General features: G+C 70.2%; 15 protein-coding genes. 12 read left to right on the forward strand and 3 right to left on the reverse strand.

All coding sequences use genetic code 11. The features are described 5' to 3' along the window. The 10 genes from nuoI to AB0K03_RS09820 all read left to right on the forward strand — a co-directional run bounded on the left by nuoI (nt 1) and on the right by AB0K03_RS09820 (nt 10,315). Nucleotides 1-657: an NADH-quinone oxidoreductase subunit NuoI gene (gene nuoI, locus AB0K03_RS09775; RefSeq protein WP_364682612.1), complete on the forward strand. Its 657-nt coding sequence runs from the start codon at nt 1-3 to the stop codon at nt 655-657. Next, entirely contained in the window at nt 654-1,421 is a 768-nt protein-coding gene (locus AB0K03_RS09780; RefSeq protein WP_364682614.1) for an NADH-quinone oxidoreductase subunit J, read from the forward strand. The genes nuoI and AB0K03_RS09780 overlap by 4 nt, the downstream gene beginning before the upstream one ends. Then, complete coding sequence (gene nuoK / locus AB0K03_RS09785) at nt 1,418-1,717, forward strand: NADH-quinone oxidoreductase subunit NuoK (RefSeq protein ID WP_023357573.1); 300 nt, start codon at nt 1,418-1,420, stop codon at nt 1,715-1,717. The genes AB0K03_RS09780 and nuoK overlap by 4 nt, the downstream gene beginning before the upstream one ends. 12 nt (nt 1,718-1,729) lie before the next feature. Continuing rightward, complete coding sequence (gene nuoL / locus AB0K03_RS09790) at nt 1,730-3,655, forward strand: NADH-quinone oxidoreductase subunit L (RefSeq protein ID WP_364682616.1); 1,926 nt, start codon at nt 1,730-1,732, stop codon at nt 3,653-3,655. Continuing rightward, nucleotides 3,655-5,193: an NADH-quinone oxidoreductase subunit M gene (locus tag AB0K03_RS09795; protein WP_364682618.1), complete on the forward strand. Its 1,539-nt coding sequence runs from the start codon at nt 3,655-3,657 to the stop codon at nt 5,191-5,193. The genes nuoL and AB0K03_RS09795 overlap by 1 nt, the downstream gene beginning before the upstream one ends. 2 nt (nt 5,194-5,195) lie before the next feature. Next, the gene (gene nuoN, locus AB0K03_RS09800) at nt 5,196-6,728 is read left to right on the forward strand and encodes an NADH-quinone oxidoreductase subunit NuoN (RefSeq protein ID WP_364682620.1); all 1,533 of its coding nucleotides are present in this window, start codon (nt 5,196-5,198) and stop codon (nt 6,726-6,728) included. Between the two features lie 231 nt (nt 6,729-6,959). Further along, nucleotides 6,960-7,952, forward strand: coding sequence for a polyprenyl synthetase family protein (locus AB0K03_RS09805; protein WP_364683053.1), 993 nt, complete (start codon nt 6,960-6,962; stop codon nt 7,950-7,952). Nucleotides 7,953-8,215: 263 nt separating this feature from the next. Then, nucleotides 8,216-9,010, forward strand: a complete 795-nt coding sequence (locus AB0K03_RS09810) for an IclR family transcriptional regulator domain-containing protein (RefSeq protein WP_364682622.1) — start codon at nt 8,216-8,218, stop codon at nt 9,008-9,010. A 76-nt stretch (nt 9,011-9,086) separates the two neighbouring features. Next, entirely contained in the window at nt 9,087-9,602 is a 516-nt protein-coding gene (locus AB0K03_RS09815) for a sigma-70 family RNA polymerase sigma factor (RefSeq protein ID WP_364682624.1), read from the forward strand. After that, the gene (locus AB0K03_RS09820) at nt 9,599-10,315 is read left to right on the forward strand and encodes a zf-HC2 domain-containing protein (protein WP_364682626.1); all 717 of its coding nucleotides are present in this window, start codon (nt 9,599-9,601) and stop codon (nt 10,313-10,315) included. The genes AB0K03_RS09815 and AB0K03_RS09820 overlap by 4 nt, the downstream gene beginning before the upstream one ends. Nucleotides 10,316-10,334: 19 nt before the next feature. On the opposite strand, the gene rarD is transcribed toward AB0K03_RS09820, so the two are convergent. From rarD to eccE, 3 genes are all read right to left on the reverse strand, one after another. Next, entirely contained in the window at nt 10,335-11,402 is a 1,068-nt protein-coding gene (gene rarD / locus AB0K03_RS09825) for an EamA family transporter RarD (RefSeq protein ID WP_364682628.1), read from the reverse strand. A gap of 424 nt (nt 11,403-11,826) precedes the next feature. After that, complete coding sequence (locus AB0K03_RS09830) at nt 11,827-12,210, reverse strand: phage holin family protein (RefSeq protein WP_364682630.1); 384 nt, start codon at nt 12,208-12,210, stop codon at nt 11,827-11,829. Nucleotides 12,211-12,770: 560 nt separating this feature from the next. Beyond that, nucleotides 12,771-14,672 (reverse strand): type VII secretion protein EccE, encoded by a 1,902-nt coding sequence (gene eccE, locus AB0K03_RS09835; protein ID WP_364682632.1) that lies wholly within the window; start codon nt 14,670-14,672, stop codon nt 12,771-12,773. Between the two features lie 254 nt (nt 14,673-14,926). Between eccE and AB0K03_RS09840 the strand changes: the two genes are divergently transcribed. Continuing rightward, the gene (locus AB0K03_RS09840; protein WP_364682633.1) at nt 14,927-15,265 is read left to right on the forward strand and encodes a WXG100 family type VII secretion target; all 339 of its coding nucleotides are present in this window, start codon (nt 14,927-14,929) and stop codon (nt 15,263-15,265) included. Between the two features lie 21 nt (nt 15,266-15,286). After that, nucleotides 15,287-15,580 carry a WXG100 family type VII secretion target gene (locus AB0K03_RS09845; RefSeq protein ID WP_364682635.1) on the forward strand — a complete coding sequence of 98 codons (294 nt, stop codon included), beginning with the start codon at nt 15,287-15,289 and terminating at the stop codon, nt 15,578-15,580. Nucleotides 15,581-16,061 lie beyond the last annotated feature (481 nt).

Here is a 16,061-nt window from a genome sequence, read left to right on the forward strand (position 1 = left end):
GTGGGAACGTTCACGGGCTCGTTCAAGGGCTTCGGGGTGACCTTCGCGCACATGTTCCGCAAGGTCATCACGACCGACTACCCGTTCTCGCCGCCCAAGCCGGCGCCGCGCTACCACGGCCGGCACATCCTCAACCGGCACCCGGACGGCCTGGAGAAGTGCATCGGCTGCGAGCTGTGCGCCTGGGCCTGCCCGGCGGACGCCATCTACGTCGAGGGCGGCGACAACACCGAGGAGATGCGCTTCTCCCCGGGTGAGCGGTACGCCAGCATCTACCAGATCAACTACGCCCGCTGCATCTTCTGCGGGCTGTGCATCGAGGCCTGCCCGACCCGTTCGCTGACCATGAGCAACGAGTACGAGCTGGCCCGGGACAACCGCCAGGACCTCATCTTCACGAAGAAGGAGCTCCTGGCCCCGCTGCTGCCCGGCATGGAGCAGCCGCCGCACCCGATGCGGCTGGGCGACACCGACAAGGACTACTACGTCGGCGCGCTGACCAACCCCGGCACGTCGGCCGGCGCGGAGCGCGCGCCCTGGTCCGACTCGGGCACGCACGACGCGTCCACCGCCGGTGAGCCCGGCGCGCGGCCCGAGACGGCCGGCACGCTGCGGCGCGAGAACGCCGCGGATCAGCCCGCGGAGGTGAAGCGATGATGGCGTACGCGGCAGAGGCCGCCGCTCAGGTCTCCACCGGCGAGGCGTGGGCGTTCTGGATCCTCGGATCGCTGGCCGTGATCGGCGGCCTGGGCATGGTGCTCGCGCGCAACGCGGTGCACTCGGCCCTGTGGCTGGTCGTGACGATGCTCTGCCTCGGCTTCCTGTACGTGATCAACTCCGCGCCCTTCCTCGGCATGGTCCAGATCATCGTCTACACCGGCGCGATCATGATGCTGTTCCTGTTCGTGCTGATGCTGGTCGGCCGGGACGCCTCGGACTCGCTCATCGAGACCCTGCGGGGCCAGCGCGTCGCGGCGATCCTGCTCGGCGCCGGCTTCGGCGTGCTCGTGGCGACCGGCCTGGCCCGCTCACTCGGTGACACGGCCGTGATCGGCCTGGCCGACGCGAACGCGCCCGGCAACGTGCAGGGCATCGCCCGGCTGCTGTTCACCAAGTACGTCTTCGCCTTCGAGGTCACGTCGGCGCTGCTCATCACGGCGGCGGTCGGCGCGATGGTGCTCGCGCACGTCGAGCGGGCCAAGGGCGAGGTCATGGACCAGGTCGCCCGGATGAAGGAGCGCTTCCGCCCCGGCAACTACCCCGCTCCGAAGGCGGGCCCGGGCGTGTACGCCAACACCATGTCGGTGGCCGCGCCGGCGAAGCTGCCGGACGGCAAGGGCTCGGACCGCAGTATCTCGCCGATCCTGCCGGTACGGGAACTCACCGCGACCGAGGCCGCACCCAAGGGGACGGACAAGTGACTCCTGACTACTACCTCGTCCTGGCGGCGATCCTGTTCACCATCGGCGCCGCCGGGGTGCTCGTCCGCCGCAACGCGATCGTCCTGTTCATGTGCATCGAGCTGATGCTGAACGCGGCGAACCTCGCGCTGGTGACCTTCAGCCGCATCAACGGCACGCTCGACGGCCAGATCATCTCGTTCTTCGTGATGGTGGTCGCGGCGGCCGAGGTCGTGGTCGGGCTCGCCATCATCATGTCGATCTTCCGGACGCGGCGCTCGGCGAGCGTCGACGACGCCAACCTCCTCAAGTACTAAAGGGGCCTTCACGTGGAACAGACAGTGGAGTATGCCCACGCGACGGGGCTCTTGAGCGGAATCTGGCTGCTCGTCGCCATTCCGCTCGCCAGCGCGACGGTTCTGCTGCTGCTCGGCAAGCGGGCCGACAAGTGGGGCCACTGGCTCGGCGTGCTGGCGGTCGCCGCGACCTTCGTCCTCGGCCTGTCGATGTTCTTCAGCCTGCGCGGGCTGGACGCGGAAGCCCGCTCCGCCCAGCAGAGCCTGTGGGACTTCATCACGGTCGGCGGGCTGGAGGTCGACTTCGGGTTGCTCTTCGACCCGCTGTCCGGCGTCTTCGTCCTGCTGATCACCGGCGTCGGGTCGCTCATCCACCTGTACGCGGTGGGCTACATGGAGCACGACCCGGGGCGGCGGAAGTTCTTCGCGTACTTCAACCTCTTCGTCGCGGCCATGCTCCTGCTGGTCCTCGGCAACAACTACGTGATGCTGTACTTCGGCTGGGAGGGCGTGGGCCTCGCGTCGTACCTGCTGATCTCGTTCTGGTACACCCGGCCGTCCGCGGCGACCGCGGGCAAGAAGGCGTTCCTGATGAACCGGGTCGGCGACGCCGGCCTGGCGATCGGCATCTTCCTGATGTTCGCCACGATCGGGAGCACCCAGTACGACGACGTCTTCAACAACGTCTCCGCCCTCTCCGGCGGCACCGTGCTGGTCATGGGGATCCTGCTGCTGCTCGGTGCGGCCGGTAAGTCCGGTCAGTTCCCGCTGCAGGCCTGGCTCCCGGACGCGATGGAGGGCCCGACCCCGGTCTCGGCCCTCATCCACGCCGCGACGATGGTCACCGCGGGCGTCTACCTGATCGCCCGCTCGCACCCGATCTTCACGGCCAACGCGACGCTGCAGACGATCGTGGTCACCGTCGGCGCGATCACCCTGCTGATGGGCTGCATCATCGGCGCGGCGAAGGACGACATCAAGCGCGTGCTCGCCTGGTCGACGGTCAGCCAGATCGGCTACATGTTCCTCGGCGTCGGGCTCGGCGGGGCCGCGTACGCGCTGGCGATCATCCACCTGCTGGCGCACGGCTTCTTCAAGGCCAACATGTTCCTCGGCGCCGGCTCGGTCATGCACGGCATGCACGACCAGGTCGACATCCGCCGCTTCGGCGGCCTGCGCAAGTACATGAAGTGGACCTGGCTCACCTTCATGACGGGCTGGCTCGCGATCATCGGCATCCCGCCGCTGTCCGGCTTCTTCTCCAAGGAGCCGATCATCGTGGCGGCGTTCGAGCGCGAGGGCTGGACCGCCTGGCTGTACGGCATGGCCGCGCTGCTCGGCGCCGGGCTCACCGCGTTCTACATGACCCGGCTCTTCGTGCTGACGTTCCACGGCCCGAAGCGCTGGACCGAGGACATCCACGAGCCGCACGAGTCGCCGTACATCATGACCGTGCCGCTGATGCTGCTGGCGCTCGGCTCGATCGGGGCCGGCTGGCTGATGTCGACCTCGGTGCCCGACTGGCTGGAGCCGGTCTTCGGTCAGGAGGAGGCCGAGGCGACCCCGGTGCTCGCGCACTGGCTGCTCACCACGCTGAGCATCCTGGTCACGCTGCTCGGCGCCGGGCTCGCCTGGGCGCTGTTCCGCAACGGTACGGCCGAGCAGGAGCAGCCGGCCGGCGTGCTGGTCCGCGCCGCCCGCCGCAACCTGTACACCGACGCGTTCAACGAGGCGGTGTTCGAGCGGCCGGGCATCTACCTGACCCGCGCCTTGGTCTACCTCGACAACAGGGGCATCGACGGCGTGGTCAACGGCCTCGCGGCCACCGTCGGCGGGAGCTCGGGGCGCCTGCGCCGGCTCCAGTCGGGCTTCGTCCGCTCGTACGCGTTGTCCATGCTCACCGGCGCCGTGCTGGTCGTCGGCGCGTTCCTCGCGATCCAGCTGGGGTGGTTGGCGTAATGAAGGACTTCCCGTTCCTGTCCATCCTGACGTTGCTCCCGCTGGTGGGCGCGGCAGTGGTGGCCTTCATCCCGCGCGGCAAGGGCGGTCTGGCCAAGACCGTCGCGCTGGCGTGGTCGCTGGTGGTGCTCGTGCTGAGCATCGTCATGTGGGTCGCGTTCCAGGTCGGCGGCGACCGGTTCCAGTTCCGCGAGTCCTACCAGTGGATCCCCACCTGGGACGCGCGGTTCACGTTCGCCGCCGACGGCATCGCGCTGGTCATGCTCGTGCTGATCGCGGTGCTCGTGCCGCTGGTGATCCTGGCCTCGTGGAACGACGTCGACGAGACGCAGCGGTCGGTGCCGACGTACTTCGCGCTGCTGCTGACCCTCGAGTGCACGATGATCGGCGTCTTCGCGGCTGCCGACGTGTTCCTGTTCTACGTGTTCTTCGAGGTCATGCTCGTCCCGATGTACTTCATCATCGGCTCGTACGGCGGCCAGCGCCGCCAGTACGCCGCGGTGAAGTTCTTCCTCTACTCGCTGGTCGGCGGTCTGTTCATGCTGGCCGCCGTGATCGGCCTCTGGGTCGTCGGCGGGCACACGTTCGACTGGGCGAACCTCAAGGACGCCTCGGCGGCCTTCGACACCAACACCGCGCGCTGGCTGTTCCTGGGCTTCTTCATCGCGTTCGCGGTCAAGGCGCCGTTCTTCCCGTTCCACACCTGGCTGCCCGACGCCGGTGGCGCCGCCCCGGCACCCGCGGCGGCGCTGCTGGTCGGCGTGCTCGACAAGGTCGGCACCTTCGGCATCCTGCGCTACTGCCTCCCGCTCTTCCCGGAGGCGTCGCGCTGGTTCGCCCCAGCGGCGCTGATCCTCGGCGTCATCGGCATCATCTACGCGGCCCTGCTGGCGGTCGGTCAGAACGACCTCAAGCGGCTGGTGTCGTACACGTCGATCGCCCACTTCGGCTTCATCGGCATCGGCATCTTCGCCTTCACCACCCAGGCGGGCACCGGCTCGGTGCTGTACATGGTCAACCACGGTCTCGCCACCGGCCTGCTGTTCCTGGTCGTGGGCATGTTCGTGGCCCGCCGCGGCTCGGCGCTGGTGAGCGACTTCGGCGGCGCGGGCAAGCTCGTCCCGGTGCTGGCCGGCGTGCTGTTCTTCGCCGGTCTCGCCTCGCTGGCCCTGCCCGGCACGGCGCCGTTCGTCAGCGAGTTCCTGGTGCTGATCGGCACCTTCACCACGCACAAGGTCTACGCGGTCATCGCGACGGCCGGCATCATCCTCGCCGCCGCGTACGTGCTGTGGATGTTCCAGCGCACCACGCAGGGCACGTTGAACCCGACGCTGAACGACGTGCCGGCGATGCACAAGGACATCACGCTGCGCGAGAAGATCGTCGTGGCGCCGCTGGTGCTCCTGCTGCTGCTCCTCGGCTTCTACCCGAAGCCGGTCACCGATGTGATCAACCCGGCGGTCCAGGCGACCATGCAGGACGTCGGCACGACCGATCCGGCGCCGACGGCGGTCGCGAACGGGAAGGTGGCGCCGTAGCCATGGAAGACCTCAAACTGCCCGGCATCGACTACGGCGCGCTGGCGCCCATGTTGATCCTCTTCGGGGCGGCCTGCCTGGGCGTCCTGTTCGAAGCGGTCCTGCCGAAGAACCGCCGGCACGGCGTCCAGCTCGGCCTGGCCCTGCTGGCATCGGTGGCGGCGCTGGTCACCGTCATCGTCGAGCGCAACACCCGGATCGTCACGATCGGCGGCGCCGTCGCCATCGACGGGCCGACGCTGTTCCTGCAGGGCTCGATCCTGCTGCTCGGCGTCGTCTCGCTGCTGCTGATCGGCGAGCGCACCGTCGAGGCCGGCGGCGCGTTCGTCGCCCAGGCCGCGATCACCGTCGGCTCGCAGAAGGACGTGCGGCAGGCCGGCGGTCAGCCCGGCGCGACCGAGGTGTACCCGCTGACGGTGTTCTCGCTCGGCGGCATGCTGCTGTTCGTGGCGTCGAACGACCTGCTGACGATGTTCGTCGCGCTCGAGGTGCTGTCGCTGCCGCTGTACCTGCTGTGCGCGCTGGCCCGCCGGCGCCGCCTGCTGAGCCAGGAAGCGGCCCTGAAGTACTTCCTGCTGGGCTCGTACGCCTCGGCGTTCTTCCTGTTCGGTGTGGCGCTGCTGTACGGCTTCAGCGGCGGCGTGGACCTCGCCTCCATCCACAACGCGGTGGCCGACCCGGAGCGCAGCGAGGTGCTGCTCTACGGCGGTCTGGCGCTCGTCGCCATCGGCCTGCTCTTCAAGAGCGCGGCCGCGCCGTTCCACGTGTGGACGCCGGACGTCTACCAGGGCGCCCCGACGCCGATCACGGCGCTGATGGCGGCCTGCACCAAGGTGGCGGCGTTCGGCGCGCTGCTGCGCGTGCTGTACGTGGCGTTCGAGGGCGTGCGCTGGGACTTCCAGCCGGTCCTGGGCACCATCGCGATCCTCACGATGCTGATCGGCGCCGTGCTGGCGGTCACCCAGACCGACATGAAGCGGCTCCTGGCGTACTCGTCGATCGCGAACGCGGGGTACCTGCTGGTGGGCGTGCTCGCGCTCAACAAGGAGGGCCTGTCCAGCACGATGTTCTACCTGGTCGCGTACGGCTTCTCGGTGCTGGCCGCGTTCGGTGTCGTCTCGCTCGTGCGCGACGCCGAGGGCGAGGCGACCCACCTGTCCCGCTGGGCCGGGCTGGGCCGCAAGAGCCCGCTGCTCGCCGGCGTCTTCTCGTTCATCCTGCTCGCCTTCGCGGGTATCCCGCTGACCAGCGGCTTCACCAGCAAGTTCGCGGTGTTCGGGGCAGCGATCGACGGCGGGCAGACCTGGCTGGTCATCGTCGGTGTGATCACCAGCATGGTGCTGGCGTTCCCGTACCTGCGGGTCATCGTGATGATGTGGCTGCAGGAGCCGGGCGAGAGCACGCCGACGGTGTCGATCCCGGGCTTCCTGACGTCCGCGGCGCTGGCCATCGGCGTCATCGCGACGTTCGCGCTGGGTGTGATTCCGGCCCCACTGCTGGACCTCACCAACGACGCCGCGCAGTTCGTCAGATAACTGGCAAATGGCGTGCGGGCCCCGGCTTCGGCCGGGGCCCTTCCGTTTGGCCCGGCAGCTCCGCCCGGCGCCGGTGGCACGGGCGTGACCAGGCACTAGGCCCGGCCGGTGCGCCACTCGCGCGGAGCGCCGCCCGTACCCCGGTACGATCTTGATCTTGAAAGACCGACCCCTGGGGCGGCCGCGGGAAATCCCGTATGGCATCGTGAAACCGTGACTGCTGACAGCGCGCTGACGTCGCTCGGCCTCGACGTCGACCCTGCGGTCGACGCGTCGGTCTCGGCCACGCTCGCCGCGGTGGAGGACGCGCTGCGCAGCAACGTGGCCAGCGCCGACCCGCTGGTCGCGGAGGCCGCCCGGCACTTGATGGACGCGGGTGGCAAGCGGTTCCGGCCGCTCGTCGTGGCGCTCGGGGCGCAGTTCGGCGACCCGGCCCGCCCCGAGATCGTCCCGGCCGCCCTGGTCGTCGAGCTCACCCACCTGGCCACGCTGTATCACGACGACGTCATGGACGAGGCAGCCGTGCGGCGCGGGGCGCCCAGCGCCAACGCCCGCTGGGGCAACTCCGTGGCGATCCTCGTCGGCGACTACCTCTTCGCGCGGGCCGCGGACATCGCGGCCACGCTCGGGCCCGAGGCGGTCCGGCTGCAGGCGCAGACGTTCTCCCGGCTCGTGCACGGCCAGATCGCCGAGACGGCCGGTCCGCGCGGCAGCGATCCGATCGCGCACTACCTGCACGTCATCGCGGAGAAGACGGCGTCGTTGATCGCGACGTCGGCCCGCTTCGGCGGCCTCTTCTCCGGTGCGAAGCCGGAGCACGTCGAGGCCCTGGCCGGGTACGGCGAGACGATCGGCGTTGCGTTCCAGCTCTCCGACGACCTGCTCGACATCGCGTCCGAGTCCGTGCAGTCCGGCAAGACGCCCGGCACCGACCTGCGCGAGGGCGTCCCCACGCTCCCGGTGCTGTACGCGCTGGCCGGCGACGACACCGACGCGTCCGCGGTACGCCTACGGGAGCTGCTGGCGTCCGGCCCGCTCGTCGACGACGCCCTGCACGCCGAGGCGCTGGGCCTGCTGCGGGAGTCCGCGGCGATGAAGCGCGCCCGGGAGACCGTCCGCGGTTACGCGGAGGAGGCGCGGGCGCGCCTGGCGCCGCTGCCGGACGGGTCGCCGCGCCGGGCCATGGAGGCGCTCTGCGACTCCATCGCCGATCGCACCAGCTGATCCTTCTCCACTGTGGAATTCTTTCGGCTTGTCGCTGCGGCCGGTGCGCGACCCTGCCGATGATCGTGGTAAGGCGGCAGCATTCTCGCTGGTGAAACGCAGTGTGCGCCGGAATGCCCGACAGGCCGCGGAAATGACATTCTTGAACGCTGAGTGTCAGTGGCCATACGTCGAGTAGAGATTCGTCATGGTCGACACGCTTCTGGCATTCCATCCGGGGAAGATTATTCATATGGTGTAAGTCCCCGGCGTCGGAGGTAGCTGTGCGCGACCCCCTGGCGGAGCCGTCAGATCTCATCCGGAGCGTGTCACGTGCCCTGCGCGTGCTCGAGTCGGTCGGTCGGGCCCCGCGCGGACTCACCGTGAAACAGATCGCTCGACGGTGCGAACTCACTGTCGCCACGACGTACCACCTCGTCCGCACCCTGGCGTACGAGGGATACGTGATCAGGCGGGAGGACGGCACGTACATCGTGGGCCTCGAGATCGCGGACCGGTACCGCGAGCTGGTCTCGGCGTTCCGCGGGCCGCCGTCCGTCGGCGAGGCGCTACGCCGAGCGGCCGTCGAGACGGGGTACAGCCACTACCTCGGCCGGTTCGTCGGCGGCCGGATCGCGGTGACCGCGTCGGCCGAGGGCGCCCGCTCGCCGTTCATGGACGACATGGTGCCCGGCTTCGACGAGGGCGGGCACGCCACCGCGCTCGGCAAGGCCCTGCTCGCCACCCTCACCGCCGACCAGCGCGCCCGCTACCTGCGCGACTGGGGCATGCGCGCCTTCACCCCGGCCACGCTGACCACCCCCGAGGCGCTGGAGGCCGACCTGGCCGCCGGTGAGCGCCGCGGCATGCAGCTGGAGATGGGCCAGTTCCGCCAGGGCCTCGCTTGCGCTGCGGTCAACGTCATCACCGACCGGGACATGGAACGGCGGCTCGTGCTCGCCTGCGCCCTGCCCGCGGCCGAGATGCTGACCTCCGCGCGCGTCGTCCGCGCCAAGCTGACCGCGGCCGCCCGCAACGTGGCCGAAGCGCTGTCCACCGGTGATGCAGCCACGGCTTGAGGTTGAACCCTCTGTTGAACCCACCGGCTCGCGCGCCCGTATCTGAGGGTGGAACGCGCGAGGGAGGTCGGCCGGCTTGGAGAATCAGGACGCCGAGCTGCTGCGCGCGTTGCAGGACGAGCACGGGGACGCCTTGTTCGCGCACGCCGTACGTCTCTCCGGGGGCGACCGCCAGCGGGCCGAGGACCTCGTGCAGGAGACCCTGCTGCGGGCCTGGCGACATCCCGAGTCGCTGGATCTGCAACGGGGGACGGTGCGGTCATGGCTGTTCACCACCGCGCGCAACCTGGCGATCGACGCCTGGCGGCGACGGTCGGTACGGGTCGGCGAGGTGGTCACGGACATGATTCCCGAGCCTCCGCCCAGCGCGGACGAGGCGGACCGGGCGGTGGAGGCCTGGACGGTTGCGGAAGCCCTGGGACGGCTCTCCCAGAGCCACCGCGAGGTCCTGGTCGAATGCTTCTACCAGGGCCGCTCGGTCGCCGAGGCCGCGGCCCGGCTCGGCGTCCCGCCGGGCACGGTCAAGTCGCGTACGCACTACGCCCTGCGCTCGCTGCGCATGGCCCTGGACGAGATGGGGGTGACGGGATGAGATGCGACCACGAGCACGACGACGGCGCGTACGTCCTCGGCGCCCTGTCACCCGCGGAACGGGCCGCGTACGAACGGCACCTGGCGACCTGCTCGTTCTGCCGCGAGGCGGTGGCCGACATCGCGGTGCTCCCCGGCCTGCTGGGCCGCCTCGACCCGGCCGACTTCGAACGCTTGCTGGAACCCGACTTCTCCGCGCCGCAACGGCCCCCGCATCGCCGCGCGACCATGCCCGACCTGGTCACGGCGGCACAGACGACCCGCCGCGAGGAACGCAAACGGGTCCGCTGGCGAGTGCTCGGCACGGCCCTGGCCGCGGCCTGCCTGGCGCTGGTCGTCGGCATCGGCGCGGTCTTCTGGATGGGCCGGGGCACCGCCAAGGATCCGGCACTCCCCGGACCCGTCGTCGCTATGACGCCGGAGAACGACCAGGTGCCCGTGTCCGCGCAGATCTCCCTCGCCGGGGCGCCGGGCGGCACGAAGGTTCACCTGCTGTGCGCGTACAACCGGGGGAACCAGGACGCCGAGCCGTACACGATCCGCCTGATGGCGTACGGCCCGGACCGCGAGAGCGAGCAGCTCGGCTCCTGGATCGCCTCGCCGGGCAAGGAGTTCAGCATGTCGGGCGTCACGCACTTCACCGACGGGATGCTGTCCCGGCTGGCGCTGGTGCGCAACGACGGACGGACGCTGCTCGCGTACGACGTCCCCTGACAGCCTGCCCCTTGGGTTGTCAGCGTGGCGGCAGGATGGAGGCCGGCTCCGCGGTGGCGGCCGCGGGGTCGGTCCCCGTCCTCCCTGCCTGCGCATCCTCTGCCTCCGTCGCGGCCCGGGCGCCGCGTGCCTCCGTCGCGGCCCGGGCGTCGCGTGCCTCCGTCGCGGTCCGGGCGTCGCGTGCCTCCGTCGCGGTCCGGGCGTCGCGTGCCCTGGCTCGCGATCCGCGGATCCCGTCGACCGTGAAGATGATCAGCGCGATCCACACCAGGCCGAAGCCGGCCAGCCGCGCGGCGGGCATCGGCTCGTGGAACAGCAACACACCGCACGCCAGCTGCAGAATCGGCGCCACGTACTGCAGGATGCCGAGACCCACGAGCGGCACCCGGTTGGCCGACGCCGCGAACAGCAGCAACGGTACGGCGGTCGCCACGCCCGCGAACACCATGAGCGCGGTGTGCAGAACCGACACCTGCCCGAACTCGGCCCCGCCGTCGGCGTTCAACCAGCCCAGATAGGCCAGCGCGGGCAGGGCCAGCACGGCCGACTCGACGAACAACCCCTCCGCCGGCGGCAGCGACAACCGCTTCTTGACCAGACTGTACGACCCGAAGCTCGCAGCCAGCAGCAAAGCGATGTACGGCAGATGCCCGTAGTCGACGGTCAGCACGGCCACGGCGGCGCCACCGATCCCGACGGCCACCCACTGCCACACCCGCAGCCGCTCCCGCTGCACGGTCACTCCGAGCAGCACCACGACCAGCGGCGTGATGAAGTACCCGAGCGCGGTCTCCACGACCCGCGACGAGTTGACGCCGATGATGTAGGTCGCCCAGTTCACGCCGATCAGCAGCCCGGCCAGCGTGACACCGCCGAGGAGACGCCGGTCGCGGACGAGGCGGGCGAGGAAGCGCCAGTTCCGCATCGCGGCCAGCAGGAGGCTCACGAAGACGACGGACCAGATGATCCGGTGCGCGAGGATCTCCAGCGGGGGCGAGGGCTTGAGCAGCTTGAAGTAGATCGGGAAGAAGCCCCACAACGCGTACGCGACCAGCCCGTACAGGTATCCACGCCGTTCCTCGCCCATGACCTCACCGTAAGTTGTGGTCCGGGGTTCGGTCCTTGCATATGTCGAACGTCACCGGGGCGGGCACGGCCGGATCGGGTTGGGCGCGGTGGCGTGGTGGGGGTGCGGCCGCAGCCGGGTGGGCGCTGTCGGCGGCGCTTTGCGATGGTGGTGATTTGCCCGTCTTGTCCCTGTTCGGCCCCGCGGGCGGCTGATGACCGCCCGATCGCTGATGAACCGTCGTCGGCGTGGTTCGTGCCGACGGACGCAGTCATCGCCGGCCTAAAGCTCGCGCAACGGTTGGCGGAGCGAGACTCGCGGGCCTGCGGGCTCGCGCGGTGGCCAGTGGAGCTCGCGCGGCGTTCGGCGGAGTCAGGCTTCGCGGGCCTGTGGGGCTTCCGCGGCAGGCCGACGGAAGGCTGTTTCGCCGGCCTGCCGGGTGATGTCAGTCGTCGCCGCCGTCGGGGACGAGCATGTTGAGCAGCCAGCTCACGATGCCGACCAGGAGGGCGCCCAACACGGCGCTCGGCCAGAAGTCGTCGACGTGGAACGGCAGGTCGAACTGACCGGCGATCCAGCTCGTCAGTAGGAACAGCAGGCCGTTGACGACCAGCGAGATGAGGCCGAGCGTCAACACGTACAGCCCGCAGCCGATCGTCTTGATGATCGGCCGCAGCACCGCGTTGACGATGCCGAAGATGACGGCGACGGCGACCAGCGTGCCGACCTTGCCCGGCGTCGAGTCGGTCGTGAGCCGGATCCCGTCGATGACCAGAGTGGCGATCCACAGCGACACCGCGGTGATCGCCAGCCGGATGATGATGCCCATGGCACGCGATGGTGCCACGGCCGGGCCACCAACATCAGCAACACTCCGCGATCTTGTTGCCATCAAGTGAAGAAAGGGACTTATCGATAGGTGGTGCTGGGGGCGGTGAGTCGCTGTTCGGATGGGTGGTCAGCGTGCAGGTCTGCCGACCCGGCGGGTCCGCGGCGCGTCGTGGTCGGCGGGTCCGCACCCGCAGGGTTCGCTTGTTGGCGGCCGTGCCCTGGCGGCGTTTGCTTGTTGGCGGCGGCGGCCTGGCGGCGCGCCTTGGTCGGCGGCCGCGCCCTGGCGGCGTTTGTTTGTTGGCGGCCTGGCGGCGCGCCTTGGTCGGCGGCCGTGCACCGTCGTTCGCTGCGGTCGGCATTCGCGGCGTTCGCGAGCGCCCGCGGCGTTCGCTTGTTGGCGTGCGGCGGTCCGCTGACCCGGCAAGGGCCGCCCTTCAGTGCGGGGTTTTCGTGACATGACGGCCGGTAGGGGCGAGATGCCGGTGGGCGCGGTCGCGGGGCGGCCGCCGCGCGGAACGGTCGTCCTGACCCAGGGCGTGCGTTGTTCGATCCCGGTGGTCAGCCGCGTGCCGGGGGGCCGATCAGTTGGGCTTCGATGGGGGTCTGGGACAGGGCCGCCCAGCGGACCGCTCGGCGGTTGATGACGCCGATCATGTCGGGGCGGATCTGGGTGAGCCATTTGGCTGTCTCGCCGAGGCCGAGGGCGGCGCCGACGAGCTGGGCCTCTTCGGGGCGCAGGGGCTGGACCAGGAGGAGGTCCGCTCGGGAGGCCACGTCGGCGTCCGCGGGGCTGAAGTCGTCGCGGATCACCAGGGTGGCCTGCCAGCCGGCGCCCGGCCGGTTGTCGGCGCCGACGGGGCCGATGTCCACCACGACGAGCAGCGGGTGCAGGGCCGAGCCCGGGGGGATCTCGACGGCGCGGCCGGGTGGGATCACCGCGATGGACTCGCCGGGCACGGCGGCGCCGCGTACGAAGGGTTCCCAGGCTTGCGGGCGGGCGGTCTGGACCACGACGCGGGCGCCGAGAGCCATGGCTCGCAGGCACATCAGCTGGGCGCAGCGCACGCCGCCCACGAGCAGCGCCCGGGTCTGTTCGGGGCGGAAGAAACGCGCGATGACCGGGTCGCCCCGGCGGTTGCTGCCCACCATCAGACCCGCGTTGCCGAGGGGCAGATCGAGGTCGTCCAGGTGATCGACATTGACCGCCTCCGCGCCGGAGCGGCCGGGCACCGCCGGTGCGGTCGGGATGCCCAGGGGCAGGGTGGCGGTCAGCCCGTCGAGGTGCTCGCCGTCCAGGCGGCGTACGGTGGCCCGCTCGGCGGCGAGGAGCTTGCGCAGCGTCTGAGTCGCGAAGGACAGCGTGGCGGCGTCCGGGGCAGCCAGCCGGATGGTCAGGTCGACTGCTGTTTCCGTACCCGTGGCTGAGCGTGGCCCCGCACCCAGCGCAACCGTCGTCGCCGCTGCCGGAAGTGCGAGCATCCGGGCGACGATGCGCCGCGACGTCTCGATGCGCAGGTCGGGCCAGCGGCCCAGCCGGAACGTCGCCTGGGTCATGCCGCCGACCTGCAGCCCCGGCCAGTTCTCCTGGGCGGCGCCGACACCGTCGTCGTGCGCCAGCTCGGCGATCACGCGCAGAGCGGCGGCCTCGCCGAGCGGACGCACCGTGGTCGGCGCGAGGCGACGCACCAGCTTGCGGACCAGCCCCGACAGCGCGCGCCGGAGATCGTCTTCGGTCCACCCCTCGGCCCGCAGGATCCGCACGGACAGCAGCGCCCGGCTGTGGCCGAGCAGCCGGCCTTCGGTCAATTGACGGTACGAGTTCGCCGGAGTGCCACCGCCCGCACGCAGTGATGGTGCGGGCGCACCCGTGAGCAGAAGCTGAATGCGGCACGGGGGATGCTCCGTGCCCGCAGGTGGCAGCAGGCCGACCGGTGACGGGAAGGTGCCGGTCTCCTCGGCCAGCAGCGCCGTCGGGTCACCCAGCTCGAGCACAGCGGTCAGGCCGTCGCTGTCGGCGATGAGGGCGGCGGGGTCACCCGCGAGCTCGATCTGGTCGACCTGCGAACCGGGAGCGACGAATTCGAGCAACGCCGTCGGCGTGCTGCCGACGGAGACGAGGTGGCGACGACCGGCGAAGCGCATCGCGGTGTCGAGCCACTCGAAGGCCCACCGGCCACGCAGGCGTAGCCAGGTGACGGCAAGCAGCACGACCGCCAGGAAGACAGCGGCGCCGAGCGCGAGCGGGCTGTTGATGGCGCCTATCAGTAAGGCCACAGCGGCCACTTGGGTGCTGACGAGCTGACCGGTGCGAATACCGAACAACCGTCCAGATCGGACACGCTGGGCGGGTAGCTTGGGTAGGCGTTGACCCGCGCCGCCGAGCTCCGGAAAGCTGCGGCCGCTCGCCACCTCTGCCGTCACCCTGCCCGCCCTTCGGTCGACCTCTGCTGCGGGGCTCATCGTATGGCGCGGCGACGGGCGGCGGGGGGCGGCTGTGGACAACGCCCCATCGATATCCACAGGTTGACCGGTCGGGATACCGTGACCGCGTCCGTCCCGCTACGGTCGGCAATCGGAACGGACGATCGGCTGCTCAGGGGTGCCCCCCACGGCATCGCCGGAGGGATTAACCTGGTGGCCACGTCAATGCGCCGGTGGTCGATACGACCCTTCCAACCAGGACCCGGCGCGCGACAGACGACAGAGGAAGCGGGGTGACGTCCGGGGTGGCCCAGACGCAGACAGAAGCCGCGGTGATGGCTCAGACCGCCGCGAAGTTCGACCAGGTCAACAGCCACTTGACCGCGATGCTGAACAAGCTCATGTCGGAGCTCTCGGTGCTCCAGACGGCATGGGTGGGCGCCGGCGGCAAGGCGTTCCAGTCGGTCAAGCACCAGTACCAGCGCGACCTGGCTCAGCTGAACAGGGCCCTGGCGGACACCGCCGAGGCGATCCGCACCTCGGGCATCAGCTACGACAACACCGACAGCGCGGCCGCCGGCACGGTGACCAAGTCCGGTGGCGGCGGCTACGACCTGCCGCTCGAGAACTGACGGCGGGGGAGGATCACTGAGATGAACGACGGTTTGCTGCGGGTGAACTTCGGCGCCCTGGCCCAGGCCGGCGCCGACATCCAGAAGGCTGTGAACGAGCTCGAGAACCAGCTCAGCCAGCTCGAGGCCGACGCGCGTCCCCTGGTCGCCACGTGGGAGGGCAAGGCCCAGGACGCGTACGCCCAGCGTCAGCAGAAGTGGACCACGGCGTCCAACGACCTGAAGAACATCCTCCGCGACATCAAGATCGCAGTGGACCAGTCGGCGCAGGACTACGCCACGACGGAGAACAACGCCGAGAAGCGTTTCACCTGATCCGTACGGTTCGGTCGGGTTGCCCGTTCCGGGCGGCCCGGCCGTTTCCATGTTCGAGTCCGGGTGCGGCGAAGCGTTGGCGGGCGCAGCGCCGCGTTGGCCCGGCGCGGAGACGCGTTGGCGGGCGCAATGCAGCGTTGGCCCGGCGCGGCGGAGCGCTGGCGGTGCAGCGCGACGCTGGCGGGTCCAGCGCGACGCTGGCGGGTCCAGCGCGACGCTGGCGATGCAGCATGGCGTCGGCGCGGGCGGCGGAGCGATGGCGGGCTTATGGGCCGCGCATTGGCTGAAGCTGGCGGGTTGCTCGCGGACAGGTGCCTTGTGCTTCCCGCCGCCCTGGCGATGCCCTCAGAAAGCGCTACTGCTCGTTACGCTCTCGTGTCTCTCTGCCACTGTCGCGGCGGTTGTTTGCCTGGTTGGCTGTATCCACGCAGCCGCCCATTGTGATCGGGGCCTGACCTTGTAGGTTGTACGCGTTGAGGTG

This window comes from Actinoplanes sp. NPDC049316 (assembly GCF_040677315.1).
In the GTDB taxonomy this organism is placed as follows: domain Bacteria; phylum Actinomycetota; class Actinomycetes; order Mycobacteriales; family Micromonosporaceae; genus Actinoplanes.